Below are 25,320 nucleotides of genomic sequence, written 5' to 3' on the forward strand. Positions count from 1 at the left end.
ATTTGATGATCGAGCGCTGGGTGTGCTGAGATTCAGGTCAGGACAAGCCGAAAATGGTGGATTCCGAGAACCGGAGCGGAGCGTACTTAAAGTACGTGAGCACCGGAAGCGCAGGAAGCCGACATTTGCAGGCCGGCCTCACCTGAATATCAATACACCCTAGATGACCGCCGCGACGCTGCGCATTATCGGCTGCAGGCGTACGATGCCGATATCCTCGCGTTCGAAACGGCTGCCGACCTTAGTCAGCTTGGCCACCACCTGCTCGCCCTCCTCCGGGCCGATCGGCGCAATGACGATGCCGCCGCTCGACAGCTGGTCGAGCAGGAAACGCGGCAGGCTGTCGAAAGCCGCCCATGCAACGATGCGGTCGAACGGTCCTTCATTGGCCAGCCCGTTGGAGCCATCCGCCTGGCGGGCGATGGCGTTGCCGATGCCGAGCGCCTCGAAGCGCTGCTTGGCCTGCTCGGTCAGCGTCTTGTAGCGGTCGATGGTGACGACCCGTCCGGCAAGCCTCGACATCACCGCCGCGGTATAGCCCGAGCCGGTGCCGATCTCGAGCACGCGGTTGCCCCGTTCGATGGCAAGTGCCGCGATCACCGCCGCCTGCAGGTCGGCGCCCTCGATCGCCTCGCCGCATTCGATCGGCAGCATGCGGTCCGACCAGGCGATCGGATGGAAGTGAGCAGCGAGAAAACCACGCCGCGGCGTCGCCTCGAAGGCGGCGATCAGCGCCTTCGGCACTGTGCCCCTGCCACGCAAGCGAAGCAGGAAAGCGGCAAAGCCTTCGCGGTCGTCGACCGGACCGTGGTTCAGGTTCATGCGAGCGCCTTGGTCAGTTGATCGCGGATTTCGTGAGCGGTGAGATCGAGCTGCAGCGGCGTCACCGACACCAGACGGTTGCGCAGCGCGTAGAGGTCCGTGCCCTTCTTGCCCTCGACCGGCTCGCGGCCGAAGCGCAGCCAATAATAGGGAAGTCCGCGCCCGTCGCGGCGCTCATCGACCCACAGGCTGTGGACGAGCTTGCCTTGCGAGGTCACCACCGTGCCGGCGACTTCTTCGGGGCGGCAGTTCGGAAAATTGACGTTGAGCAGCACGCCGTCGGGCAACGGCGTCGCGACAAGCTTCTTGAGCAAAGCCGGCGCCAGCGCCTCGGTGGTCTCATAGGGAACGACGCGGTCCTCGCCGACATAGCTGTAACCTTGGCTGAGCGCGATCGAACGCACGCCGAGCAGCGCCCCTTCCATGGCGCCGGCGACCGTGCCCGAATAGGTGACGTCGTCGGCGATGTTGGCGCCGGAATTGATCCCCGACAGGATCAGGTCGGGTGGTGCGGGCAGGATCTTCTTCACACCCATGATGACGCAGTCGGTCGGCGTGCCGCGCACGGCGTAATGCTTCTCGCCGATCTTGCGCAGGCGCAGCGGCTCCGAGATCGATAGCGAATGCGCGTAGCCCGACTGATCCTGTTCCGGCGCCACCACCCAGACATCGTCCGACAAGGTGCGGGCGACGCGCTCAAGCGACGCCAGGCCCTCGGCGTGGATGCCGTCATCGTTGGTCAGGAGAATGCGCATTATTTCGATTCGATCTTCGCAAGGCCACCCATATACGGCCGCAGCGCTTCAGGAATGGTTACGCTGCCGTCCTCATTCTGGTAGTTTTCGATGACGGCTATGAGAGCGCGGCCGACGGCGGTGCCCGAGCCGTTCAGCGTGTGGACGAAGCGGTTGCCCTTGCCATCCCTGTCCTTGTAGCGGGCATCCATGCGTCGCGCCTGGAAATCGCCGCATACCGAACAGGACGAAATCTCGCGATAGGCGTTCTGGCCGGGCAGCCAGACCTCGATGTCGTAGGTCTTTTGCGAACCAAAGCCCATGTCGCCGGTGCACAGCGTCATGGTGCGGAATGGCAATTCCAGCCGTTTCAACACCGCTTCAGCGCATTCGGTCATCCGCTCGTGCTCGGCGAGCGACGATTCCTGATCGGTGATCGAGACCAGTTCGACCTTGTAGAACTGGTGCTGGCGCAGCATGCCGCGCGTGTCGCGCCCGGCCGAACCGGCCTCCGAGCGGAAGCACGGCGTCAGCGCGGTGTAGCGCAGCGGCAGTTTTTCATGCTGCGTGATTTCTTCGCGCACCAGGTTGCTCAGCGGCACTTCGGCGGTCGGGATCAAGCCCAGCCTGCCGTCTCCGTGCGGGGCAAAGAACAGGTCTTCCTCGAACTTCGGCAACTGCCCGGTGCCGTAGAGAACCTCGTCGCGCACCATCAGCGGCGGCTGGATCTCTACGTAGCCGTGCTCGGTCGTGTGCAGGTCGAGCATGAACTGGCCGAGCGCGCGCTCCATGCGCGCCAGCCCGCTCTTCAGCACCGTGAAGCGTGAGCCCGACAGTCTCGCCGCCCGCTCGAAATCCATCATGCCGAGCGCTTCGCCGATCTCGAAATGCTCCCGCACCCAGTTCGGCCGCGTTGGCACCTTGCCCACGACGTGCTTGACGACATTGTCGTGCTCGTCCTTGCCGACCGGGACGTCATCGAGCGGCACATTGGGCAGCACCGCCAGCGCGTCATTCAGCGCCTTGTCGAGTTCGCGCTCGCGCGCCTCGCCATTCTGGATGAACGCCTTGATCTCGCCGACCTCGGCCTTCAGCTTTTCGGCAAGCGCGGAATCGCCCGAGCGCATGGCGTTGCCGATCTCCTTCGAGGCGGCGTTGCGGCGCTCCTGCCTGGTCTGCAGCTCGGTCAGATGTTCGCGCCGCGCCTCATCCCTGGCGATCAGATCGTCGACCGTGGACTGCGCATCCTCAGCCGACCACGAGCGCTTCTTGAGCGCCTCGGCCAAAGCCTTCGGGTTGTCGCGAATCCATTTGATATCAAGCATGGTCTTGAACGCTCCTGAGCTAGGGCAGAGGGCGTAAACCGCATCCTTGATCGATGCAAGACGTCAGGCCGAGTTCCTTCACGCCCTGCTGTCCTGCGGATGTTGAAAAGATAGAGAGCTACCGCTACGAAGGAACCTTCTCCGAAGGCGCTTCCGCCGATTTCTCGGCCGCCTCTTCAGCAGCGTCCTTCTTCTCGCGCGCCACCCGCTGCTTTTCCTGATCCCGCTCGATCAGCCGTGCTGCCCAGATCGCCACCTCGTAGAGAATGATGGTGGGAATGGCGAGCCCGATCTGGCTCATCGGATCGGGCGGCGTCAGTATGGCTGCGACGACGAAGGCGATGACGATCGCCCATTTGCGCTTTTCGGCCAGTGCCTTGGACGACAGCATGCCGACCCTCGTCATCAGGCTGGTCACCACCGGCAACTGGAACACCAGGCCGAAGGAAAAGATCAGCGTCATGATCAGGCTGAGATATTCCGACACTTTCGGCAGCAGCGAAATCTGCACCTGGTCGTCGGTACCGGCCTGCTGCATGGCGAGGAAGAACCACATCACCATCGGCGTGAAGAAGAAATAGACCAGCGACGCGCCCAGCAAAAACAGGATTGGCGAGGCGATCAGGAATGGCAGGAAGGCGTTGCGCTCATTCTTGTAGAGGCCGGGTGCGATGAACTTGTAGATCTGCGTGGCGATCAGCGGAAAGGCGATGACCATGCCGCCAAACATGGCGAGCTTGACCTGGGTGAAGAAGAATTCCTGCGGCGCCGTATAGATCAGCTCGACCTTGTGCGGATCGAGCCCTGCCCACTGGGTCGCCCATTTGAACGGGATCACCAAGAGGTTGAACAGCTTCTTGGCGAAGAAGAAGCAGACGAGGAAGGCAACGAAGAACCCGCCGATCGACCAGATCAGCCGCCGGCGCAGCTCGATCAGATGCTCCATCAGCGGAGCCGACGATTTCTCGATCTCGTCCTTTTCCGTGTCGGAAATACTCACTTGCCCGCCGTCTTTTTGCTGGCTGCAGCCGGTGTCTTCGGCGTGGTCGCAGTTGGTTTCGGTGCCGCTTTTGCGGACTTGGCTGCTGTCGGCACGTGGCTGGCGGCGGTTTTGGCCGGCACCGCCGGTTTCACCGCCCCAGTCGTCTTAACGGCCGCAGTCGCCTTGGCAGCCGGCGCGGCCTTGGCCATGACCTTTGCGGATGCCAGTTTGGTTGCCGGCGCGGGCACAGCAGCTTTGCCGGCTTTTGGCGTCGCCGCCTTCGCTGATTTCCTCGCCGAGGCTTTTGGCGGCTCGGCCGCTGATGCCTGTGCCACCACCGAACTGTCGGTCATCACCGGGAAGATCGGCGCCGCCGGCGTCGCTTCCGGCGCATCTACGCCGGGCAGCACCGTTGCGCCATTCTTCAGCGGCTCGGCGGCCTGTGGCGTCGAAGCGGCGGGCTGGGCGGGATCGTCCGCCGGCTTTGGCTTCATTGCCGCGTCAACCCCCGAACGGACGTCGGCCGCCGCCTGCTCGAACGGATTGAGCTGCTTCCTGATCTCGGCAGCCGGGTTAAGGCCTCGCAGCGAATCGACCGATTTCTTGACATCGTCAAGCTCGGCTTCCTTCAGCGCCTCATTGAACTGCTTCTGGAAGTCGGACGCCATGGCGCGCAGCTTTGCCGTCGTACGGCCGAAGGTACGCAGCATATTGGGCAAATCCTTGGGTCCGACGACCACGATCATGACGATCGCGATCACCAGCATCTCGGTCCAGCCGACTTCGAACATGGCTATACGTTCCGACTAAAAGCGTGGGCTCAGCTCTTGCTGGCCTTTTCCTTCACTGCCGAAACGGTTTCGTCGGCACGGTGTTCGACGGTGCGCTTGTCTTCGGCGGTGTCGTCGTCGGCCATGCCCTTCTTGAAGCTCTTGATGCCCTTGGCCATGTCGCCCATCAGCTCTGGAATCTTGCCGCGGCCGAACACCAGCAGCACGATCACCAGCACGATCATCCAGTGCCAAATCGAAAATGAACCCATAGCAAATCTCTCTCGAATGTTTTCCCTGACGATGATCTATGCGTTTTCGCGTTGGGATTCAAACACAACCGCGACAGAGTTTATGAATGAGTGGCAGAAGTCACGCAGTTTCGGCGCAATTGTCCCGCTACCAATCGGCGCAGCGCGGTTCGCGCGCTCATTGCGTTGCTCCAAAGTGTGGCGAAATTCGAACGCCTCGCCAGGTCCGCGGTCAATCCTCCGTGCCGCGCGGCGTCAACAGGCCGAGTTCCTCGAGGTCGATGTCGGTCAGCGGATCCTCGTCGTCGGTCAGCGAATCCGGATCGGCCGGCGGCTGCGGGATGGAGAAATTCGACGGCATGCGGCCGGAAAGCAGCCCGGCGCCCTTTAATTCCTCCATGCCGGGAAGATCGCGGATCTCCTCCAGCGCGAAATGGTCGAGGAAGATGTCGGTCGTGCCATAGGTGACGGGCCGGCCGGGCGTACGCCGCCGGCCGCGCATGCGCACCCATTCGGTCTCCAACAGCGTGTCCAGCGTGCCCTTCGAGGTTTCGACGCCGCGGATATCCTCGATCTCGGCGCGCGTCACCGGCTGGTGATAGGCAATGATCGCCAGCACTTCGAGTGCTGCACGCGACAATTTCCTCTGCTGGACGGTATCCCTGCTCATCAGGAAGGCAAGGTCGCCGGCGGTACGGAATGCCCAGCCATCGCCGACGCGGACCAGATTGACGCCGCGCCGCGCATAGATCTGCTGCAAATCGGCCATCGCCGCGGCAATGTTGATGCCGTCGGGCAGCCGCGCGGCAAGCTGTTTTTCACTGACCGGCTCGGTGCTGGCGAACACGATCGCCTCGGCCATGCGGACAGCTTCGGCCATATGCAGCCGCTCACCAGGATTCTGGGACAGGTTCTGGGTTATATCCTGTGCCGGGCTCTCGGCCGGCAGCCGCTCCTCGGTTTCTTCATCGACCTTGAAGGGAATGACCGAAGCGTTGGCGCGTTCGCTCATGATGCCACCTCGACTGCTCTAGTGCCTGGCGCGCGGCCGCGCAGATAGAGCGGCGCGAACACCTCGTCCTGCCGCATCTCCATTTTACCTTCGCGCACCAGTTCCAGCGTTGCGGCAAAGGAACTTGCGACCGCGGTGCGGCGCTCTTCCGGGCTGGACAGATACTCGATCAGGAAACTGTCGAGCGCCGTCCAGTCGGCAAGCGAGCCGATCAGCCTGGTCAGCACATCGCGCGCGTCCTTGAGCGACCACACGCCACGCTTGGCGATCGTCACATTGGTGATCGCCTGCTTCTGGCGCTGCTGGGCATAGGCGGTCAACAGATCATAGAGGGAGGCCGAGTAAGTGTTGCGCTTCTCGACGATGACCATTTCCGGCATGCCGCGCGCAAATACGTCGCGCCCGAGCCGATTGCGGTTGACCAACCGGGCTGCCGCGTCGCGCATGGCTTCCAGCCGCTTCAGCCGGAATTGCAGCACCGCCGCCAGTTCCTCGCCGCTTTCGCCCTCCTCGCCCGGTTGCTTGGGGATCAAAAGCTTCGACTTGAGGAAGGCCAGCCACGCCGCCATCACCAGATAGTCGGCGGCAAGCTCGAGCCGCAGCACCCTCACCTTCTCGACAAACGCCAGATATTGCTCGGCCAGCGCCAGGATGGAGATGCGCGACAGATCGACTTTCTGGTTGCGGGCAAGATGCAGGAGCAGGTCGAGCGGGCCTTCGAAACCGGCGACATCGACGACCAGAGCGGGATCGCCGGTCAGCCGCGAATCATCGTTCTCGGCCCACAAGCGGTCCATCGGTGCGGCCTTGCCGGCCTTACTATCCAATGTTTCCGCCACTTCCCGTTTCCCTTTGGTGCTAGGCCACAGCGTCGAAATAGGTGGCGAACTCGGCGCGTATCTCGGTTTCTTCAGCCGCGTCGCGATCCTTTATATAGGTCAGCGCTCGTTTGGCACGCTCCAGCGACTTGCCCTCCAAGCCCGTGGTGCGCGACGCAATACCGGCCATCTCCTCGAATACACCGTTGCAGTGAAGGACCAGATCGCAGCCCGCCGCAAGGATCGCGGCCGCCTTTGAAGGGAAATCCCCAGAAAGTGCCTTCATCGAGGTGTCGTCGCTCATCAGCAGCCCGTCGAAGCCGATTTCGCCGCGAATGATCTCATCGATGACCTTGCCAGAGGTAGTCGCCGGGTTCTTCGGGTCGATCGCGCTGTAGATGACATGCGCCGTCATCGCCATCGGCAAATGGTTGAGTTCCCTGAACGGCGCGAAATCATGCCGTTGCAGATCGCTCATCGAGGCATCGACGGTCGGCAGCTCGAAATGCGTATCGGCAAAAGCCCGCCCATGACCGGGAATATGCTTCATGACCGGCAGCACGCCGCCCGACATCAACCCTTCAGCCGCCGCGCGGCCAAGCTCGATGACGGCGCGCGGTTCCTTGCCATAGGCGCGCGCGCCGATGACGTCGCTGGCGCCTTCGATCGGCACATCGAGCACCGGCAGGCAGTCCGCAGTGATGCCGAAGCGCAGCAGGTCGAAAGCATGCAGGCGCGCCATCAGCCAGGCGGCACGGGCGCCGGCGTCGTGGTCGTTGCGCCACAGCGCGCCGAGCGCGCCGCCGGCCGGGTAATTCGGCGCCAGCGGCGGCCGCAGGCGCTGCACCCGGCCGCCTTCCTGGTCGATGAACACCGGAGCGTCCGGGCGCCCGATGCAGTCGCGCATCGCGGCGACCAGATCGCGGATCTGCTCTGTCTCACCGATATTGCGCGCAAACAGGATGAAGCCCCACGGGCATTCGTTGCGATAGAAATTGATTTCATCGCGCGTCAGCGATTTCCCGGCACAGCCGAGGATCATGGATTTTGATTCGGTCATGTCCGTCAGTTTAGGGCTTCGCGCGGACAAATGGAATCGCATCCGGCTATATGCATTTGGACAAACGAAACCCGGCGCGGCTTGACGGCCGCGCCGGGTTTCAGTTGAAGCTTTCGAGCAGCTAGCGCGACACGAAACAATTGCCGCCGGCGGCCTTGTAGCTGGTGCACAGGCTGATCGCATCGTTGCGCGACTGTGCCGGGACGCGGACGCGGTAGAAGGTCCCCTTGCCGGCGATTTCGGCTTTGACGATGTTGGCGGTGCGGCCGGCAAGCACACTGCCATAGCGGCGCTGCAGGTCCGCATAGCTGGACTGGGCGCTTTCGACTGTCGGCTGCGACGCGATCTGCATCGACCACGAACCGCCGCCGGTCGAGGCTGTCGTTGGGATGGACGCAACCTGGTCGGGCTTGACCTCGCCGACAACATCGACAGGCTGGTCGGACGGACGTTGCGGCGCCAATGGAACCGTTTCCGGCGTGTTGGCTGACTGGGTATCGCCAGATTGAGTGTCAGCAGATTCGGCCTTGGCTGCGGCGGCCGGTTTGGCCGTTTCCGGCTGGGTGGGTTCGGCCTGGTTGCTGCTCGCCTGGTCTTCAGTTGCCTGGCCGCTTGCGAGCGGCACGGTGCCGGTCTGCGCCGAATTGTCAGCCTGGGCGGATGGGGCCACACGCTGCGGCTCTGGATCGGCAGGCTCGACAGCGGCCACCTGCGGTGCCGCGGGCGCCGGATCCTCGCGCGCCACCAGCGAACCATCCGACTTGACGATCATGGTCCTCACCTTGCGCGGCGCAACGGCCACGACGTCGGGATTCCCGGACTTTTCGGCCTCCTGCAGAACCTGAGCGATACGATCCTCGGACTTGGGTGCCGGAGCGGCGGCAACATCATTGCCAGCCGCTTGCGTACCGCCGACCGGCTGCGTGTCGTCGGCCGCTTGCGCGCCTTCGACCGCGTTGGTGTCGCCAAGATCGACAACGGCGCTCTGCGGCTCCTTGGCCGTCACATCCACCGGCTCCTCGGTGTTGGTGACCAGCTTCTCCTGGACCGGTTCGGCAGGCTTCGTGCCCTTGACCACCGCGTCATAGACCTTGTTGTCCTGGTTCGGCACCACAGTGCCGCCCGGGTTTTCCGGCTTGACCTTGATCGGTGCATTGTCGGCCTTGACGATGACCGGCGCGTCGCCGCTGCCCCTGCCGCCAAACGACAGGGCAAAGGCGCCGAGTCCCCCGGCGATCGCCACCGCGCCGACGACCATTGCAATAAACAGGCCGCGGCTGCGTGGCTGCCTGTCCTGCTCGGCCAGGCCCGGAACCGACATCGCTTCGTCCAGCTCGGGATCATAGTCGAGTTCGTCCAGGGCAAAGTCATCGGCCTGCGAGGCCGGCTTGCCGCCGCCGGGCAATTCACCCAGATCGAAGCCGCCGGCAGCATCTGCATAGGCCGCGCTGGCCGGCGTCTCCGCAGGTCTCGCCGCATAGGTCCGCGTTTCAACGCGGTCGCGCTGGTGGCCCGAGTTGAACCCTGCATTGTAGGATTCATCGTCATAGGCCACGCTCCGCACCGGGGTGGGAGCGACATCCACGGCGTTCATTTCCGTGAGCAGATTGGCGAAATCGGAGTCGAGATCGTCATAGGCGGGTGCCGCTGGCTCGTCTTCCTCGAAGTTGATCTCCGGAATATCGAGATCGTCCGCCAGCGCCACGACGCGCTCCGGCACATCGACCGTCTCGACATCGGGCATCTCGTCATATGCCGAAGGCTGTTCTGCCGGCGCCGGTGCTGCATAGGCGGCATCAGCCACGGCCGTCGGCTCTTCCTGGCGGGATGGCGCCGCAGCCATTGCTGGCGGCGGCGTGGGTGCGGGCTTCACTGAGGCCACCGGTTGGCTTGCGAAAGCGGGCTGAGTATTAGCGACCGGCGTCACGCGGCTCCAGGAGCGGGCGGGTTCGGGCGGGGTCGAGCGCGGCGTCCGCCAGCCGAGCGAATCATGCAGTTCTTCTTTCTCGGCGTCAGCCGCAATCCCGTCGCCGGCGGCATCGTGATCGAGGCCGATATCCCTGGCGAAAGCGGCATTGAGGTCGTCATTGTCGAAATCGACATCTTGCGATCCGGCGGCATCTTCAGCGCCAAAATCCTGATCCTTGAGTTCATCAAGGAGGAACGTGTCGAGATCGGCGTCGGCGGCCTGAACCTCGTCAGGGTGCGCAGGCTCCACGGCAGCATGCTCATCAAGATCCCAGTCCAGCTCGCTGACAGGGTCCGCCGGCTTCCCGGCGGCTTTTTCAGCCGCTGCCACGGGTTGCTGAGCCATGACCGGCTCCCTGGGCGCGATGGCTGCAGCGTTGGCAGCAATGGGAGCAGCCAACGGGACAGAACGTGTGCTCATGGCGCCCAGCAGCGCGTTCAACTCGTCTTCCAGGCTTCGCTCGTCGGCGACGGCGGCCGCCGGCTGGACCGCGGCAACGGCTGGCGCGGTCGGCTGGGGCGCAACGCTGGCGACCTGCGCAACCGGCTCTTCGACATCATCCACGAGCGCATCATCGAAATTCAAATCGAAATCGTCGTCGAACGCATCTTTCGAGGTGGCAGCGGACAACTCGTCGGCCGCGACCTCCGGCTCGTCAATTTCGGGCTGATCGATTTCGGCGGATTCGTCCGCGCGAACGTCGAAATCCATGTCGACATCGGCCATGGCTTCGTCGAAGTGGCCGGCAAGGTCTTCATCGGCCTCGTTCGAAACGGCTTGAACAGGCGCAGCAGAAACCTCGACGGCAGCCTGCCCCATCGGAACATGCTCGTCCAACATCAGCTCGTCTTCGAGCGAGCTCGAGACGGCGTTGTCGAATTCATCATCGAAGTCGGGTTCGGCGGCCGGCGCGGAGACTCCGGCAGCGGTGGCCTGCTGCTCCGGCGGCACGTGCTCGTCCAGCATCAGCTCGTCTTCCAGCGAGCTTGCTATCGCATTGCCGAATTCGTCGTCGAAGTCAGGCTGTACGGCCGCCGCCAGAGTCTCGGCGGCAACCGCGCCGGGCTCATCCGTCACATCGTCGTCGAGCAGGAAATCCTGTTCGAGCGAGGCGGCAAGTTCGTCATCCGCAAGCTTGTTATCCGCAAGTTTGTCGTCCAAATCGTCTTCGAATGGCGACACGTCTTCCAGCGAACTGGCGATCGCATCCTCGAAATCATGATCGAAAGCAGCCTCGACCGCCGGCGTGGACAGTTCGGCAGCCAAATCGATGTCGTCGGCGGAAACGCCATGAGCTGTTTCGTCCGTCGCATCGTCGTCCAGCAGAAGATCCTGTTCGAGCGAGGCGGCAAGCTCGGCGTTCATCGGGTCGGCGGCTTCGAAAGCCGGCTCGCGAACCTCGGCGGAGCGATCATTGTCGTCGGCACCAAATTCGCCCATCAACTCCTTCTCAAGGTCGATGTCGAAATCGCCCTCGTCCGCCGGCTGACCGGCGGGAGCCGCCTTCGGCTGGTTAGGTGTCTGCGGCCTGACTGGCTGACGCGGGTCGAACCCCATGATCCTCGTCAATTCCGCGAAGGGATCATCGTCAGCGATATCGTTGTTGGCGGCTGCTCTCAGATGGGTTCTGTCTGCCATTATCGTTCCCGAACTCGCACTCATTCGGACGCCATGGACGTCGCGCAGGGTTGGCCCTTACCAGCGCAATGTGGGCAAAAGGTGACAGGTGTTTTAGTCAAACCTAACGCATTTCGGTGGGCGCTTCAGCTCCGATCAGCGTCAGGCCGGACGTCAAAACGTCCGAAACAGCCTGCACCAGCCCTAGTCTGGCATGCGTCAATTGTCGGTCGTTAACCTTAACAAAACGTAAGTCGGGATTCTCGGTGCCCCGGTTCCAATGTCCGTGGAAGCTGGAAGCGAGATCATAGAGGTAGAATGCCAGCCTGTGCGGCTCGAGCGCAAGGGCCGCGGATTCAATCAGTCGCGGATATTCCGCGAGCTTCCTGATCAAGGCGATTTCGCCCACATCAGTCAGCGAAGCGGTCGCGGCGGCCAGCCGGTTGCGGTCGAAATTGGCCTCGCCCAATTGCTCGCTCGCCTGCCGGAACACCGAATGGCAGCGCGCCGAAGCGTACTGCACGTAGAACACCGGATTGTCCTTCGACTGCTCGGTCACCTTGGCGAAGTCGAAATCGAGCGGTGCATCGTTCTTGCGGTAGAGCATCATGAAGCGGATCGGGTCGCGGCCGACTTCTTCCACCACCTCGCGCAGCGTCACGAAGTCACCCGACCGCTTCGACATACGCACCGGCTCGCCGTCGCGAAAGAGCCGCACCAACTGGCAAAGCAGCACAGTGAGCTTGACCTTGTCGTCGGCGATCGCCCGGGCGAGCGCTTCCAACCGCTTCACGTAACCACCATGGTCGGCGCCAAGCACATAGATCAGCTCGACGAAGCCGCGATCGACCTTGTCCTTGAGGTAAGCGACATCGGCGGCGAAATAGGTGAAGGTGCCGTCCGACTTGACCAGCGGCCGATCGAGGTCGTCGCCGACCGCTGTCGAGCGGAACAGCGTCTGCTCGCGATCCTCCCAATCGTCCGGCTTCTCACCCTTGGGCGGTGGCAGCTTGCCCTTGTAGATATGGCCCTTCAGCGTCAGGTCATTGATCGCCGAGCGAATCTTGCGGGCGTTGTCGGCATGCAGCGTGCGTTCGGAGAAGAAGACGTCGTGATGCACGTTGAGCAGCGCCAGATCCTCGCGGATCATCGCCATCATCGCATCGATCGTCCGGTCCTTGACGATGGCAAGCGCTTCCTCGTCCGGCATCTGCAGCAGGGACCGGCCGAATTCGCCGGCCAGTTCCTGGCCGACCGGAATGAGATAGTCACCGGGATAGAGCCCGGCCGGAATCTCGCCAATGTCGTCGCCGAGCGCCTCGCGATAGCGCAGCATAGCGGAGCGGCCGAGCACGTCGATCTGCGCACCGGCATCGTTGATGACATATTCCTTGGTCACGTCGTAGCCGGCGAAAGCCATCAGATTGGCGAGCGCATCACCCACCACGGCACCACGGCAATGACCGACATGCATCGGACCGGTCGGATTGGCCGAGACATATTCAACATTGGCCTTCCTGCCGCCGCCGACCGTCGAGCGCCCATAATTGCGGCCTTCGCCGAGAAGTGCGGTCAGATGCGCCTGCCAGAATCTGTCCTCGAGCCTGAGATTGACGAAACCGGGACCGGCGACATCAGCGGCGGCGATATCGGGATCGGCGCGCAGCGCTTGCGCAAGCCTGTCAGCCAGCGCGCGCGGGTTCTGGCCGGTCGGCTTGGCCAGCACCATCGCCGCATTGGTCGCCAGATCACCATGGCTGGCGTCGCGCGGCGGCTCGACGGCGATGCGCGACAGATCAGGCGAGGCGCCCTCGCCGTCCTTCAGATCAAGTGCTTCGACAGCTCTTGTGACTCGCGCGGTGAAATCGGCGAAGATGTTCATTGGTGTGGCTCTGGCGGCTTTAAGGGAACCCGGCTCATTGGGCCGGCAAAATCGTGCCCGCCCTAGCTCAAATCCGGCGTATGGTCAAACAAGCGGCGGTGTTCCTTCAAAGCGTAGGTATCCGTCATGCCTGCCAGGAAATCGGCGACGCCCCGCGCCTTGATCCTGTCTTCGGCCCGGTCGAGCCCTTCGCGCCAGCCTTCGGGCATGGCGCGCGGATCGGCGAAATAGACATCGAACAGGTCCTTGACGATCTGCTCGGCGTCGACGCGCACGCGCATGACCTCGCTGTGTCGGTAGAGATGTTTGTATAAAAAGGCCTTCAACTCCTTTTCGAGCGTGGCCATTTCGGCGGAAAAGCCGACAATCGTCTCGCCTGCCGCCCGCACCGCTTCAGCACTATCCGGCTTGATGCGCGCAAGGTTGGCATTTGTCGACACAATGACGTCCTCGACCATGATCGTGATCTGCCGGCGCATGAGTTCGTGCCCTGCTCTCACATCGTCCAGCGCCGGATAGCGCTGGCGCACGGCTTCCAGGATCGACCCCGGCAGCGAGATCTTCTCCAGCATATCGAGCGTCAGGAAACCGGATCTCAGGCCGTCGTCGATGTCATGGGTGTTATAGGCTATGTCATCGGCGATCGCCGCGCACTGCGCCTCGATGCCGGCGAAGCGGTCGAGTTCGAGGTCGTGCAACTCTGAATAGTCGCGGATCGCCTGCGGCACCGGCCCCTTCAGGCCTTTCCCCTGGGCATCGGACAATGGCCCGTTATGCTTGACCAGGCCCTCGAGCGTTTCCCAGGTGAGGTTCAGCCCGTCGAATTCGGCATAGCGCCGCTCCAGCCGTGTCACCACGCGCAGCGACTGCGCATTATGGTCGAAGCCGCCCCATCCGGCCATCTTCTCGTTCAGCGCCTCTTCGCCGGTATGGCCGAAGGGCGTGTGGCCGAAATCATGCACCAGCGCCACGGCCTCGGCCAAGTCCTCGTCGCCGCGCAGCGCCCTTGCCAGGGCGCGCGCAATCTGCGCCACCTCGATCGAATGCGTCAGCCGGGTGCGGTAATGATCGCCCTCATGCGCGACGAACACTTGCGTCTTGTGCTTCAGCCGGCGGAATGCCGTCGAATGGATGATGCGGTCGCGGTCGCGCTGGAACGGCGTGCGGGTCGGGCTCTCCACCTCATCGAACAGGCGCCCGCGCGACTTGGCCGGATCGCTGGCATAGGCCGCGCGCGGCCGATAGCCGAAGCCGATGTCGCCAAACTCACTGGTCATTGCCCCCAACTCACTGTCATAACCTTGGCCGCAGTTGACTTGCCCCCTCGCGCTTCATACCTATCATATGAAACCGAAAGCAAGGTGACGGCCATGGGCGCTGATGCCAAGACTGCCATGAAAGTCGAGATGACCGACGCCGCCGCGAGAAGGATCGCTAAGATCGTCTCCGGCGAAGCCGGCAAGACGGCGCTGCGCGTCTCGGTCGAAGGCGGCGGCTGTTCCGGCTTTTCCTACAAATTCGACCTGGTCGATGCCCGCAACGATGACGACGTCGCCATCGAGAAGGACGGCGCCACGGTGCTGATCGACGACCTCTCGCTGGTCTATATGGGCGGCTCGGTGATCGACTTCGTCGACGATCTGATGGGCCAGTCGTTCCAGATCAAGAATCCGAATGCGGTCGCTTCCTGCGGCTGCGGCACCAGCTTCTCTATTTAGACCATGCCTGCCATCGGCGCGATCCGTCAGGTCGCGCTTTCGGCCGGACGCGACCTCGACGCGACTCTGGCCTTCTGGCGCGATGTCATCGGCATGAGCGTCCATGCGCGTTTCGACCCGCCCGGCATCGCTTTCATCATGGCGGGCGACGTGCGCCTGCTGTTCACCGATGGCGTGCCGGCCGGCACGGTCTACCTCGACATAGCGGGTCTTGACGATTTCCACGCCTCGGCAAAAGCCGCCGGCGTCCCCTTCACCGCGCCGCCAATGCTCGTCCACCGCGACGCCGAAGGCCTGTTCGGCGCAGCGGGGGAAAGCGAATGGATGGCCTTCCTAAAGGACCCGGCAGGCAATACGATCGGCCTCGTCGAACGCCATCCGCCTGAGCAGCAATGAGGCCGTCATGAAGATCGTCACCTGGAACATCAACGGCGTCCGGGCCCGTCTCGGCAATCTCACCCACTGGCTGAGCGAAAGCGCGCCTGACATCGCCTGCCTGCAGGAGATCAAGACCGTCGACGAGCAGTTTCCGCGCGCCGAGGTCGAGGCGCTCGGCTACAATGTCGAAACACACGGCCAGAAGGGCTTCAATGGCGTCGCCATCCTGTCGAAACTGCGCTTCGACGAAGTCATCAGAGGCCTGCCGGGCGACGACGCCGACGAGCAGGCGCGTTTCATCGAGGGCGTATTCTCGACGGACAAGGGAAGCCTGCGGGTCGCCTCGCTCTATCTGCCGAACGGCAATCCGATCGATGACGAGAAGAAGTTTCCCTACAAATTGTCGTGGATGGCGCGGCTCGAACGTTGGGCGCAGGAGAGGCTTCTGCTCGAAGAGGCGCTGGTACTGGCTGGCGACTATAATGTCATCCCCGAACCGATCGACGCCAGATACCCGGAGAACTGGCTGGGCGACGCGCTGTTCCAGCCACAGACTCGGCAAGCCTTCCGCCGGCTGATGAATCTCGGCTTCACCGAAGCCGTGCGCGCGGTCACCGACGCGCCGGACACCTACACGTTCTGGGACTATCAGGCCGGCGCCTGGCAGAAGAACAACGGCATCCGCATCGATCACCTGCTGCTGTCGCCGGAGGCCGCCAACCGCTTTTCGTCGGCCTCGATCGAAAAGCATGTGCGCGCCTGGGAAAAACCCTCCGACCACGTGCCGGTGGCCATCCAACTGTCGCTGCAGCCTGCTTGATCGACCATGCCGACGGCACAGCCATAAGTTGACCTCTTATCGCCACAAATCGCGCGCTTGATGAGAAATCATCATGGTGGCTGGGGTTCCCATGACTATTCGATTCGCTCTGTGCCCGATCGGCTGCGCGCTTGCGATGGCCATGGCGACGCCGGCTTTTGCCGATGCGGAATGCCTGGCCAACGGAAAATCATTTGAGATCGGCCAGGTCGCCTGCCTGACACTTTCCGGCCGGAGCCACCTCGCCCGCTGCGACATGGTGCTCAACAACACGTCGTGGACGAGAGTGGATGACGAGTGCCCGGGAGACAGGCCGGCGCCACGTCCGCACGCCACGCCGATCTCAACGCCGGCACCCAGCCTGGTGCCTGCGGAGCCCACCGAGAACTGATTTTCCGATAAGTGGAAAGCGGTAATCCCGCTTACTGATCGCCGCCGCCCTTGGTGAGGATGTCGTCGGCCAGCGAAATCGCGGTGCGACGATCGGCTTCGCCGGCGGCGGCAAACGCTTCTTCCTGCATGCCGCGTATCCATGGCTGGTCGGCCGGCGCGGCGCGTTCGAGCGCCGCGGTCATCATTGCCAGCCCGCGCACGATCTTGCCGCTCTGGAAAAGCAGGTTGCCGAGTGTCGCCTGTGCGCCGGCATGACCCTTTTCGGCGGCGAGCTGGAACCAGCGGCCGGCCTGCTTGACGCTTGCCTTGACGCCGCCCTCGCCCTTCAGGAACATCTGGCCCATCTCGAACTGGGCGTTCGGGTTGCGGTAGTTGGCGGCGGCGCGCATGTAATATTCCTGGGCCGCGACTTCGTTTTCCGTGACCGGGCTGCCGGGGATGCCTTTCCGCAGATAGTCGCCGAGCGCCACCAGCGCGTCCGACACATAGCTCTCTTCCGGCGAGCCGGGCTCGACATCCTGGTCGACGATCTCACTGAAGAACTTGTACGCGGCATAGTCGTCGCGCGCCACACCATCGCCCTCGGCATACATGCGCGCAAGCTTCCAGGTGGCGCCGATCTGCCCGTTTTCGGCGGCGTATTTATAGGCTTCCGCAGCCTGCTCCTTGTGGCCGTTCTTGTAGGCGGAAAAGCCGAACTGGAACACCGCCCACGGGCTCGACTGCGGCTTCACGCCGGTCTTGTCGTCGAACACCTTGTCGTCGAAGGCCATGGCCTGGCCCACGGCGCCCAAGGTCGCGCCAAAAGTGGCGATCGCGACCAGTGCCGAAAAGACAGACGACCTCAACAACTCAGATATCCGCATAACAATGTGTTTCTTTGGCACCGCCCGGATGGGTCACCGCGCCGTCGCGGGCAGGTCCCACCGTTTGTGCATATTTCCAGATCGCGCCTGACTGATAGTCGGTCGTGCGCGCCTTCCAGGCCTTCGCCCTCGCTGCCAGTTCCGTGTCGGACAGATCGACTTCGATCGTGCCGTTCACTGCATCGATCGAAATAACGTCACCATCCCTGAGCAACCCGATCGGGCCGCCCACAGCGGCTTCCGGCCCGACATGGCCGATGCAGAAACCGCGCGTCGCGCCCGAAAAACGTCCGTCGGTAATGAGGGCCACCTTGCCACCCATGCCCTGGCCGTAGAGAGCCGCTGTCGTCGACAGCATTTCCCGCATGCCCGGGCCGCCGCGGGGACCCTCGTAGCGGATGACGAGAACCTCGCCTTCCCTGTAGTTGCGATGCGTAACTGCCTCGAAACATTCCTCTTCCGAATCGAAACAACGCGCCGGACCGGAGAATTTCAGCTCCGCCATGCCCGCGACCTTCACGATCGCGCCTTCGGGGGCAAGGTTTCCCTTCAAGCCCACGACACCGCCGGTCTGGGTGATTGGTCGGTTGGCGGGATGGACCACATCCTGGCTATCATTCCAGGCAACGTGCTCCATGTTTTCGGCCAAAGTGCGGCCGGTCACCGTCAGGCAATCGCCATGCAGATAACCGTGGTCGAGCAGCGTCTTCATCAAGAGCGGAATGCCGCCGGCCTCGAACATGTCCTTGGCGACATATTTGCCGCCCGGCTTCAGGTCGGCGATATAGGGCGTCTTCTCGAAGATCCTGGCCACGTCGAACAGGTCGAATTTTATCCCCGCCTCATGCGCGATCGCCGGAAGATGCAACGCCGCATTGGTCGAGCCGCCAGTGGCCGAAACCACGGTTGCCGCATTTTCCAGCGCCTTCAGCGTGACGATGTCGCGCGGCCGGATGTTCTTTGCGATCAGTTCCATGATCTTTTCGCCGGAGGCAAAATTGAAGCGGTCGCGCATCTCATAGGGCGCCGGCGCGCCGCAGGAATAAGGCAGCGCCAGACCGATCGCTTCGGCGACGGTGGCCATGGTGTTGGCGGTGAACTGGGCGCCGCAGGAGCCGGCCGACGGACAGGCCGCCTGCTCGATTTCGAGAAGTTCAGTATCGCCGATCGTGCCGACCGAGTGCTGGCCGACCGCCTCGAATACATCCTGGACAGTGATCTGCCGGCCCTTGTAGGAACCGGGCAGGATCGAGCCGCCATAGATGAAGATCGACGGCACGTTGAGCCGCACCATCGCCATCATCATGCCGGGCAGCGACTTGTCGCAACCGGCAAGCCCGACCAGCGCATCGTAGCAATGGCCGCGCATGGTGAGTTCGACCGAATCGGCGATGACCTCGCGCGACACCAGCGACGATTTCATGCCCTGGTGGCCCATGGCGATGCCGTCCGTGACCGTGATGGTGCAGAACTCGCGCGGCGTACCGTTGGCGGCGGCGACGCCCTTCTTGACCACTTGCGCCTGACGCATCAGCGAGATGTTGCAGGGCGCCGCTTCGTTCCAGCAACTCGCCACACCGACCAACGGCTGCGCGATCTCGGCCGCCGATAGTCCCATCGCATAGAGATAGGAGCGATGCGGCGCACGCGCCGGACCGACGGTCACATGGCGGCTGGGCAGCTTGGCCTTGGAGATGACTCTGGCGTCCATACTCTTCCTTGCCGCGGGCGGGCGGCCTGCCTCATCGCCTGGCCTTTTGGCATGTGTCCCGAGACGGATTTGAGGTGCGCCGGGTTTATGGCGGGAAATGGGCAATGGTCCCGGCGAGGTTTCTACATTACAGGATGTTCAGAAACTGTTGCCGAAACGTCACAATCGCGAGAGGTGACGGCGTGCGGTGTATTTACAACGCCGGCGGAGCGCGGTCGTTGTGGCAACGCCGCCCGCAAGCTCCATTAATAACAAAAGGCCGGGCAATGCCCAGCCTTTTGTTATTAATATCAAGTGGTTACCACTTGACCTTGACGGAAGCCGCAAGCGCGGTGACGAGATCATTGCCGAACGTATACGTCACGTCGTTGCCTGAAATGTCGGTTCCATTGAATTCCGGTCCGACTTCGCCGCTGGTCATCAGGCCGATCGCGCCGCCAAAACGAAGTTCGACGTTCTGCGACGGGGTAAAGGAAGCGCCACCGCCAACGGTCCAGGTATCGGTCTGCGTGCCCAGGCCGGTGGTGGTGCCACGATCCCAGGTCAAGGTGACCGCGCCGCTCCACTGTTCGTTGAACTTGTGGCCGATGCCACCGGAAACAGTCCAGCCGTCGCGATAGAGCAGATCAAGCGAGGTAACGAAGCCTGGGCCTTCATAGGTACAGGGCAGAATACCCTGAATCTGCCTCGAACAAAAACTGACAAGCTGGAGTTGGCTCCAGTCGACCCATTTGATCGAACCGAAGGCGAGCCAGCCGGGCGCTATGCCGGATTGCAATTTGAACTCGACCGATTGCGGCATGGACTGGTTGCCGAAAACCGGAATGACCTGTCCATTGACCTGCGAAAGGTCGACCTGGCCGGTGATGTCGCCGAGGTCGACAGCGCTGTTGTAGACAAGGCTGGCGCGCAGCGCGATATCAGGAATTTCATAAGCCGTGCCAATACGCCAGCCAACCCCGTCACCGGCAAGTTCCAGCAACCCTGTTCCGTTGCCGATGGAGGCGAATGCGGGTGCAACCTGCCTCAGCTTGAAGCCGCTGACTTCCTGGTAGAAAACGCCGCCAATGAAGCGAAGCTGCCCTTTGCCGACATCCATTTTGTAGGAACACGTCGCGGCATAGTTCTCGCTGTCGATCTTTGTTTCGATGTTGTTGTTGACGCCCATCCAGTCGCTGCCCGGATTGGTGTGGGCACCCCACGGCTCGGAATAGTCGGCCATACAGTCAACATGCTGGCCGATGCCGACCTTGATACCCAGACGGGGCGAAAAATAGTCTTCTGTTTCATGGACGCCGTCGGTCTTTCCCCCGCCGAATCCGGTCGTCCCGATGCCATCGGACGGATCGATATCAACAACGTTATTCAGCGTCCGGTCGGGCATGACATAGGTGCCGGAAACCTCGCCGGTGACCTGTGACGGATCGAACAAAAGATCGATATTGTAGCCGCCGCGCTCGAGACCGCCGGCATGCGCCGTCCCGATCAGAGCGAGCGAAAAGCACCCCGCCCCCAACAGTGCTTTCAGACGGAAATTGTTCATGAATGTCCTCCCCGAATATTACTTGGTCAAGCTAGAACCAATTCAGGTTAATGGTGCAACAACGAATTTTCGACCATACGCGTACGCCTCGATCGAACGCATTTTCGACAAAGTCCACGCGTTCGCCATGACACCGGAAACCGGTCTTCTGGTCGCAAATCGACGAAAAAAATCAGAGAAAACCGCTCAAAATGGCGCGAAGACAGGGTATTTTGGGCAAGTTGAGCCCAATTGTTACATTATGGCAACAATGGGGCCAAAACATTCCGTTTACGTCAAAATTAACGCTGCGGAATGCCTGTTTTTGAGGCAGGAGGGCCAGCGCATGACCCCGAAAAACGGAATCGGTTTTTGGAAAGGACCATGCGTAAAATCAAGTCCTACAGCATCCTTTGCGCGTCCAAACGGACGCGCGGTTCTGTAGGCTCAAGGCAGCTTTCGCGACACGCGAAGCTACCTGTCAACTGGCATCGCGAACCCGTGCCAGCGCCACCGAAAGCTTCTCTTGCGCCTCGCGATATTCGGCAAGTTTTTCGCGCTCGGCCTCCACCACCTCTTCCGGCGCGTTGGCGACGAATTTCTCATTCGACAGCTTCTTGTGCAGGCGGGCGATTTCCTCGGTCACCTTGGCCAGTTCCTTCTGCAGCCGCGCCGCCTCCGCGGCGAGGTCGATCAGGCTGCCGAGCGGCAGGCAGATGGTCGCCTCGTTGAGCACGATCTGGGCGGAACCCTTGGGGGCTGCGTCCGCCAGTGAAATATCGCCGACCCGCGCCAATCGCTTGATGGCAGGAGCATGGCGTTCGAGCCGCTGGCGCGTTTCCTCGCTGACGCCGATCACCACCAGCGGCGCGATTGCCGCCGGCGGCACATTCATTTCCGAGCGCACGGAGCGGATGCCCGAGACGAGGTCGACCAGCCAGTTGATGTCGGCGGCCGCTGCCGCATCCTCGAAGTCGGGCGACGGCCATGCGGCATGGCAAAGCAGCGACGGCCGTTCCTGGCCCTCGCCGGCCGTTTCAGCCCACAATTCTTCGGTCATGAACGGCATCATCGGATGCAGAAGCTTGTAGATCTCGTCAAGCACGAAGGCGACGCAAGCCCGGCTTTCGGCCTTGGCGGCCTCGTCAGTGCCCATGAAGACTGGCTTCAGCAGTTCCAGATACCAGTCGCAGAACAGGTTCCAGACGAAGCGGTAGGCCGCACCCGCCGCCTCGTTGAAGCGATATGAGGTGATACTGTCGGTAATCTCGCGCGCGGCGCGCGTCAGTTCGGTCAGGATCCAGCGGTTGACCGCCAGCTTGGCGTCGTTCAGCCAGAAATCGTCGTTTCTCGCGACCTCGTTCATCTCGGCAAAACGCGTCGCGTTCCACAGCTTGGTGCCGAAGTTGCGGTAGCCTGCGATGCGGGCCGGATCGAGTTTCACGTCGCGCCCTTGCGCCGCCATCACCGTCAGCGTGAAGCGCAGCGCGTCGGCGCCATATTCGTCGATGAGATCGAGCGGGTCGATGACGTTGCCCTTCGACTTCGACATCTTCTGCCCGTTCTTGTCGCGCACCAGTGCGTGCATGTAGACGGTATGGAACGGCTCCTCGCCCATGAAATGCAGGCCCATCATCATCATGCGGGCGACCCAGAAGAAGATCAGGTCGAAGCCGGTCACCAGCACGTCGGTCTGGTAGTAGGTCTTCAGCTCCGGCGTCTGGTCCGGCCAGCCAAGCGTCGAGAACGGCCACAGCGCCGACGAGAACCAGGTGTCGAGCACGTCCTCGTCGCGGGTCAGGATCTCACCCGGCTGGAAGTTCTCGAGCTTGTCCTCGACCCAGGCCTTCCACGGCCCCTCCAGCGCCAGGTAATATTCAACCGCGGCTGCGAGCGCCTCCTCCTCGGTCTTCTCGACGAAGACACGCCCGTCCGGCCCGTACCAGGCGGGGATCTGGTGTCCCCACCAGAGCTGGCGCGAGATGCACCAGGGTTCGATGTTTTCCATCCACTGGAAGTAAGTCTTCTCCCAGTTGCTAGGGATGATCTTGGTGCGGCCCTCGCGCACCGAGGCAATTGCCGGCTTGGCCAGTTCCGCCGCGTTCGCATACCATTGTTCGGTCAGGAGCGGTTCGATCGGCACGCCGCCGCGATCGCCATGCGGCACGGCGTGACGATGCGGCTCAACCTTTGCGAGGAACCCGCCCGCCTCCATCAATTCGACGACCTTCTTGCGTGCAGCGAAACGGTCGAGCCCATCGAGCTCGTCCCAGACCGCCTGGCGCTCGGGCGTGACTTCCAGTCCGGCCAGAAAATCCTCATTGTCCTTGAGGGTCACCGCCGCCTCGACGGTGAGGATGTTGATTGCCGGCAGCTTGTGGCGCCTGCCGACCTCGAAGTCGTTGAAGTCGTGCGCCGGCGTGATCTTGACTGCGCCCGAGCCCTTTTCCGGATCGGAATACTCGTCGGCCACCACCCGGATCTTGCGGCCGACGATCGGCAGCACGAGGTTCCTGCCGACCAGGTGCCGAAAACGATCGTCGTCAGGGTGCACCGCAACGGCCGTATCGCCCAGCATCGTCTCGGGGCGCGTCGTCGCCACGGTGATGAAGGTCTTCGGGTTTTCCGGATCGAAGGCCACGCCCTCGACCGGATAGCGGAAGTGCCACAGATTGCCATTGACCTCCTGCTGCTCGACCTCGAGGTCGGAAATCGCGGTCAAGAGCTTGGGATCCCAGTTCACAAGGCGCTTGTCCTTGTAGATCAGCCCTTCCTTGTAGAGCGTCACGAACACTTCGAGCACGGCCTTGGACAGGCCCTCATCCATGGTGAAGCGCTCGCGCGACCAGTCGGCCGACGCGCCGAGCCGCTTCAACTGATTGAGGATCGCGCCGCCGGATTCGGCCTTCCACTCCCAGACTTTCTCGATGAACTCTTCGCGCGTCAGGTCGCGGCGGTGGATCTGTCTCTCCATGAGCTGACGTTCGACCACCATCTGCGTGGCGATGCCGGCATGGTCCATGCCGGGCTGCCACAGCACGTTCTTGCCGCGCATGCGCTCGAAGCGCACCAATATGTCCTGCAGCGTGTTGTTGAGCGCATGGCCCATATGCAGCGAGCCGGTGACATTCGGCGGCGGGATGACGATGGTGAAGGCTTCGGCCCCCTCCTCGGCCCCCGCGCCGGCGCGAAACGCGTCGGCCTCTTCCCAGAGTTTGGCGATCTTGGGCTCGACGGTTTTGGCGTCGTAGGTTTTTTCAAGCATGGAAAGGCGTCCGAGTTGTCGGGATTTGTTGGGTTTGGTGTAAATCGGAAGGCAGTTGGCAAGTCAACCAGCCGCGGATGACATGGCCAATAGATAGGGCATGGCCAATACATAGCGCCGAGATGGCTCGGTGCAACTCGCGGAAGTTATCGTGAAGGGCAATCGCTTCAGGTCTGCACTGAAAGCTTTCGCCAATCGCGAGCACTGCAGAGAAAGGCGCCGAGCGTCGCGACAAACCCCTTCTACCCGTCACTATACGGCAGCGCCGACTTCAACCCAGTTCAACAAAACGCCGCCGGGAGCAGCGTTTGGCCCTGGTTTCCTGAAACTTACTGCGCGCCGCGCGCGACGCGCTCGATTTCCTCGCGCACCAGCCGTTCGACCAGTGTCGGCAGATTGTTGTCCAGCCAATCCTGCAACATGGGCCGCAGCATCTCCTCGGCCATCTCGTCGAAGGTTTTCCTGCTGCGGCTGGCAAACGCGTCGGAAAGTTCGCCAAAGGCAGCGGCAACCTGCCGGCCCGTATGCTCGGAAAGGATCGCGGGACGAGAGGTCAGCGCCTCGCTTGTCACCGGATGCGCCATTTCGCTTCGCGGTGGAGCCGGCTCGAAAACAGGTTCGGCCGTCACTTTGTCCTCATCGACAAGTTCGGCCTTCGATTCGCCCTCCGGCGGTCGATCCGTCTCGGCACTGACCGGGGCACTGCTCAGTCTGGTCACGGCTTCCTCGACTGGGGCGGTCTCTTGCCTCCAATGGGCAACAATGCTGTCGGTCGTCTCTGCAACCCGTGCTGCCGCGGGCGCATCCGGCCTGGCGGCCGGAGCCGGCTCGGCGGCAACCCTGGAACTCACCTGTGCAAGCGTCAGTGGAGCTTTGGCCGAAGCCGGATCGGATCGTACCGGCGGCTCCATGCGTGCGATGACGGGGTCGGTTGTCTGCACCTCCGCCCGCGTGGCCGGCCTCCTGGCATCCAGTCCCGGCCGCAATTCAGCGCGAAAAGCTTCCACGGCAGGTGCCGCCCCGGCTACCTCAGGTGCCGCCCCGGCTACCTCAGGTGCCGCCCCGGCTACCTCCGGCGGCGCCTCACCTGCCTCGGGCCACGCGCCGCGTGCCTCGGGCCGCTCTCCGCGTGCCTCCGATGGCGCCTTGCTTGCCGCCGCCGGCACGGGAACAGACGCCAAATCCTGCAACAGGTCATCCGCTTCGCCCGGCTGCTTGCGCCCGGTGTCGCTGTCCTCAATGATCCTTCTGATGGAAGCCAGTATTTCTTCCATGGAAGGTTCGCGCTGTACGCTGCTTGCCGTCGCCATCGTCACATCCGCCGCCCTTGTGACACCTTGCAGATTTCCCAACCGGTCAAAGCCGGTTGCGAATCATGCTGATAGCGTAACCCACGGATCGCCTT

At 62.6% G+C, this 25,320-nt stretch carries 22 protein-coding genes; 5 read left to right on the forward strand and 17 right to left on the reverse strand.

What is annotated here, in order from left to right; translation table 11 throughout:
- Window positions 1–159: 159 nt before the first annotated feature.
- From C9427_RS05295 to C9427_RS05350, 12 genes are all read right to left on the reverse strand, one after another.
- Window positions 160–822 carry a protein-L-isoaspartate(D-aspartate) O-methyltransferase gene (locus tag C9427_RS05295; RefSeq protein WP_208636346.1) on the reverse strand — a complete coding sequence of 221 codons (663 nt, stop codon included), beginning with the start codon at window positions 820–822 and terminating at the stop codon, window positions 160–162.
- On the reverse strand, window positions 819–1,577 hold the full coding sequence (gene surE, locus C9427_RS05300; RefSeq protein ID WP_107648118.1) for a 5'/3'-nucleotidase SurE: 759 nt from the start codon (window positions 1,575–1,577) through the stop codon (window positions 819–821). Before surE ends, C9427_RS05295 begins: the two co-directional genes overlap by 4 nt.
- Entirely contained in the window at window positions 1,577–2,881 is a 1,305-nt protein-coding gene (gene serS / locus C9427_RS05305; protein WP_107648119.1) for a serine--tRNA ligase, read from the reverse strand. Before serS ends, surE begins: the two co-directional genes overlap by 1 nt.
- 124 nt (window positions 2,882–3,005) lie before the next feature.
- Window positions 3,006–3,881: a twin-arginine translocase subunit TatC gene (gene tatC / locus C9427_RS05310; RefSeq protein ID WP_107648120.1), complete on the reverse strand. Its 876-nt coding sequence runs from the start codon at window positions 3,879–3,881 to the stop codon at window positions 3,006–3,008.
- A complete protein-coding gene (gene tatB / locus C9427_RS05315) occupies window positions 3,878–4,654 on the reverse strand; it encodes a Sec-independent protein translocase protein TatB (RefSeq protein WP_107648121.1) in 777 nt (258 codons plus the stop codon). The genes tatC and tatB overlap by 4 nt, the downstream gene beginning before the upstream one ends.
- 29 nt (window positions 4,655–4,683) lie before the next feature.
- On the reverse strand, window positions 4,684–4,905 hold the full coding sequence (locus C9427_RS05320) for a twin-arginine translocase TatA/TatE family subunit (RefSeq protein ID WP_107648122.1): 222 nt from the start codon (window positions 4,903–4,905) through the stop codon (window positions 4,684–4,686).
- A gap of 211 nt (window positions 4,906–5,116) precedes the next feature.
- Complete coding sequence (gene scpB / locus C9427_RS05325) at window positions 5,117–5,896, reverse strand: SMC-Scp complex subunit ScpB (RefSeq protein ID WP_107648123.1); 780 nt, start codon at window positions 5,894–5,896, stop codon at window positions 5,117–5,119.
- Complete coding sequence (locus C9427_RS05330) at window positions 5,893–6,693, reverse strand: segregation and condensation protein A (RefSeq protein WP_107648124.1); 801 nt, start codon at window positions 6,691–6,693, stop codon at window positions 5,893–5,895. The genes scpB and C9427_RS05330 overlap by 4 nt, the downstream gene beginning before the upstream one ends.
- Before the next feature lie 61 nt (window positions 6,694–6,754).
- The gene (nagZ, locus tag C9427_RS05335; protein ID WP_107648125.1) at window positions 6,755–7,774 is read right to left on the reverse strand and encodes a beta-N-acetylhexosaminidase; all 1,020 of its coding nucleotides are present in this window, start codon (window positions 7,772–7,774) and stop codon (window positions 6,755–6,757) included.
- 121 nt (window positions 7,775–7,895) lie between these two features.
- Window positions 7,896–11,381: an SPOR domain-containing protein gene (locus C9427_RS05340; RefSeq protein WP_107648126.1), complete on the reverse strand. Its 3,486-nt coding sequence runs from the start codon at window positions 11,379–11,381 to the stop codon at window positions 7,896–7,898.
- Window positions 11,382–11,484: 103 nt separating this feature from the next.
- Window positions 11,485–13,242 (reverse strand): arginine--tRNA ligase, encoded by a 1,758-nt coding sequence (argS, locus tag C9427_RS05345; RefSeq protein ID WP_107648127.1) that lies wholly within the window; start codon window positions 13,240–13,242, stop codon window positions 11,485–11,487.
- A gap of 62 nt (window positions 13,243–13,304) precedes the next feature.
- Window positions 13,305–14,519 carry a deoxyguanosinetriphosphate triphosphohydrolase gene (locus tag C9427_RS05350; RefSeq protein WP_107648128.1) on the reverse strand — a complete coding sequence of 405 codons (1,215 nt, stop codon included), beginning with the start codon at window positions 14,517–14,519 and terminating at the stop codon, window positions 13,305–13,307.
- 93 nt (window positions 14,520–14,612) lie between these two features.
- Between C9427_RS05350 and erpA the strand changes: the two genes are divergently transcribed.
- The 4 genes from erpA to C9427_RS05370 all read left to right on the forward strand — a co-directional run bounded on the left by erpA (window position 14,613) and on the right by C9427_RS05370 (window position 16,549).
- Window positions 14,613–14,960 carry an iron-sulfur cluster insertion protein ErpA gene (erpA, locus tag C9427_RS05355; protein WP_107648129.1) on the forward strand — a complete coding sequence of 116 codons (348 nt, stop codon included), beginning with the start codon at window positions 14,613–14,615 and terminating at the stop codon, window positions 14,958–14,960.
- Between the two features lie 3 nt (window positions 14,961–14,963).
- On the forward strand, window positions 14,964–15,356 hold the full coding sequence (locus tag C9427_RS05360) for a VOC family protein (RefSeq protein WP_107648130.1): 393 nt from the start codon (window positions 14,964–14,966) through the stop codon (window positions 15,354–15,356).
- Window positions 15,357–15,363: 7 nt separating this feature from the next.
- A complete protein-coding gene (gene xth / locus C9427_RS05365) occupies window positions 15,364–16,158 on the forward strand; it encodes an exodeoxyribonuclease III (RefSeq protein WP_107648131.1) in 795 nt (264 codons plus the stop codon).
- Between the two features lie 73 nt (window positions 16,159–16,231).
- Window positions 16,232–16,549 carry a hypothetical protein gene (locus C9427_RS05370; RefSeq protein WP_107648132.1) on the forward strand — a complete coding sequence of 106 codons (318 nt, stop codon included), beginning with the start codon at window positions 16,232–16,234 and terminating at the stop codon, window positions 16,547–16,549.
- 31 nt (window positions 16,550–16,580) lie between these two features.
- Here the strand turns inward: C9427_RS05370 and C9427_RS05375 are convergent, their stop codons facing one another.
- The 3 genes from C9427_RS05375 to C9427_RS05385 form a co-directional block, all read right to left on the reverse strand.
- Entirely contained in the window at window positions 16,581–17,417 is an 837-nt protein-coding gene (locus C9427_RS05375) for a tetratricopeptide repeat protein (protein ID WP_107648133.1), read from the reverse strand.
- The gene (gene ilvD, locus C9427_RS05380; protein WP_107648134.1) at window positions 17,404–19,128 is read right to left on the reverse strand and encodes a dihydroxy-acid dehydratase; all 1,725 of its coding nucleotides are present in this window, start codon (window positions 19,126–19,128) and stop codon (window positions 17,404–17,406) included. Before ilvD ends, C9427_RS05375 begins: the two co-directional genes overlap by 14 nt.
- A 298-nt stretch (window positions 19,129–19,426) precedes the next feature.
- Window positions 19,427–20,671 carry an OmpP1/FadL family transporter gene (locus C9427_RS05385; RefSeq protein WP_107648135.1) on the reverse strand — a complete coding sequence of 415 codons (1,245 nt, stop codon included), beginning with the start codon at window positions 20,669–20,671 and terminating at the stop codon, window positions 19,427–19,429.
- Between C9427_RS05385 and C9427_RS33750 the strand changes: the two genes are divergently transcribed.
- Window positions 20,670–21,095, forward strand: coding sequence for a hypothetical protein (locus C9427_RS33750; RefSeq protein WP_146172505.1), 426 nt, complete (start codon window positions 20,670–20,672; stop codon window positions 21,093–21,095). The genes C9427_RS05385 and C9427_RS33750 overlap by 2 nt on opposite strands.
- 36 nt (window positions 21,096–21,131) lie before the next feature.
- On the opposite strand, the gene C9427_RS05390 is transcribed toward C9427_RS33750, so the two are convergent.
- Together C9427_RS05390 and C9427_RS05395 are read right to left on the reverse strand one after the other, a co-directional pair.
- Complete coding sequence (locus tag C9427_RS05390; protein ID WP_107648136.1) at window positions 21,132–23,915, reverse strand: valine--tRNA ligase; 2,784 nt, start codon at window positions 23,913–23,915, stop codon at window positions 21,132–21,134.
- Window positions 23,916–24,244: 329 nt separating this feature from the next.
- Window positions 24,245–25,225, reverse strand: coding sequence for a DUF2497 domain-containing protein (locus C9427_RS05395; protein WP_107648137.1), 981 nt, complete (start codon window positions 25,223–25,225; stop codon window positions 24,245–24,247).
- Window positions 25,226–25,320: the final 95 nt, after the last annotated feature.

The organism is Mesorhizobium helmanticense, from assembly GCF_003034915.1.
Lineage (GTDB): Bacteria > Pseudomonadota > Alphaproteobacteria > Rhizobiales > Rhizobiaceae > Mesorhizobium > Mesorhizobium helmanticense.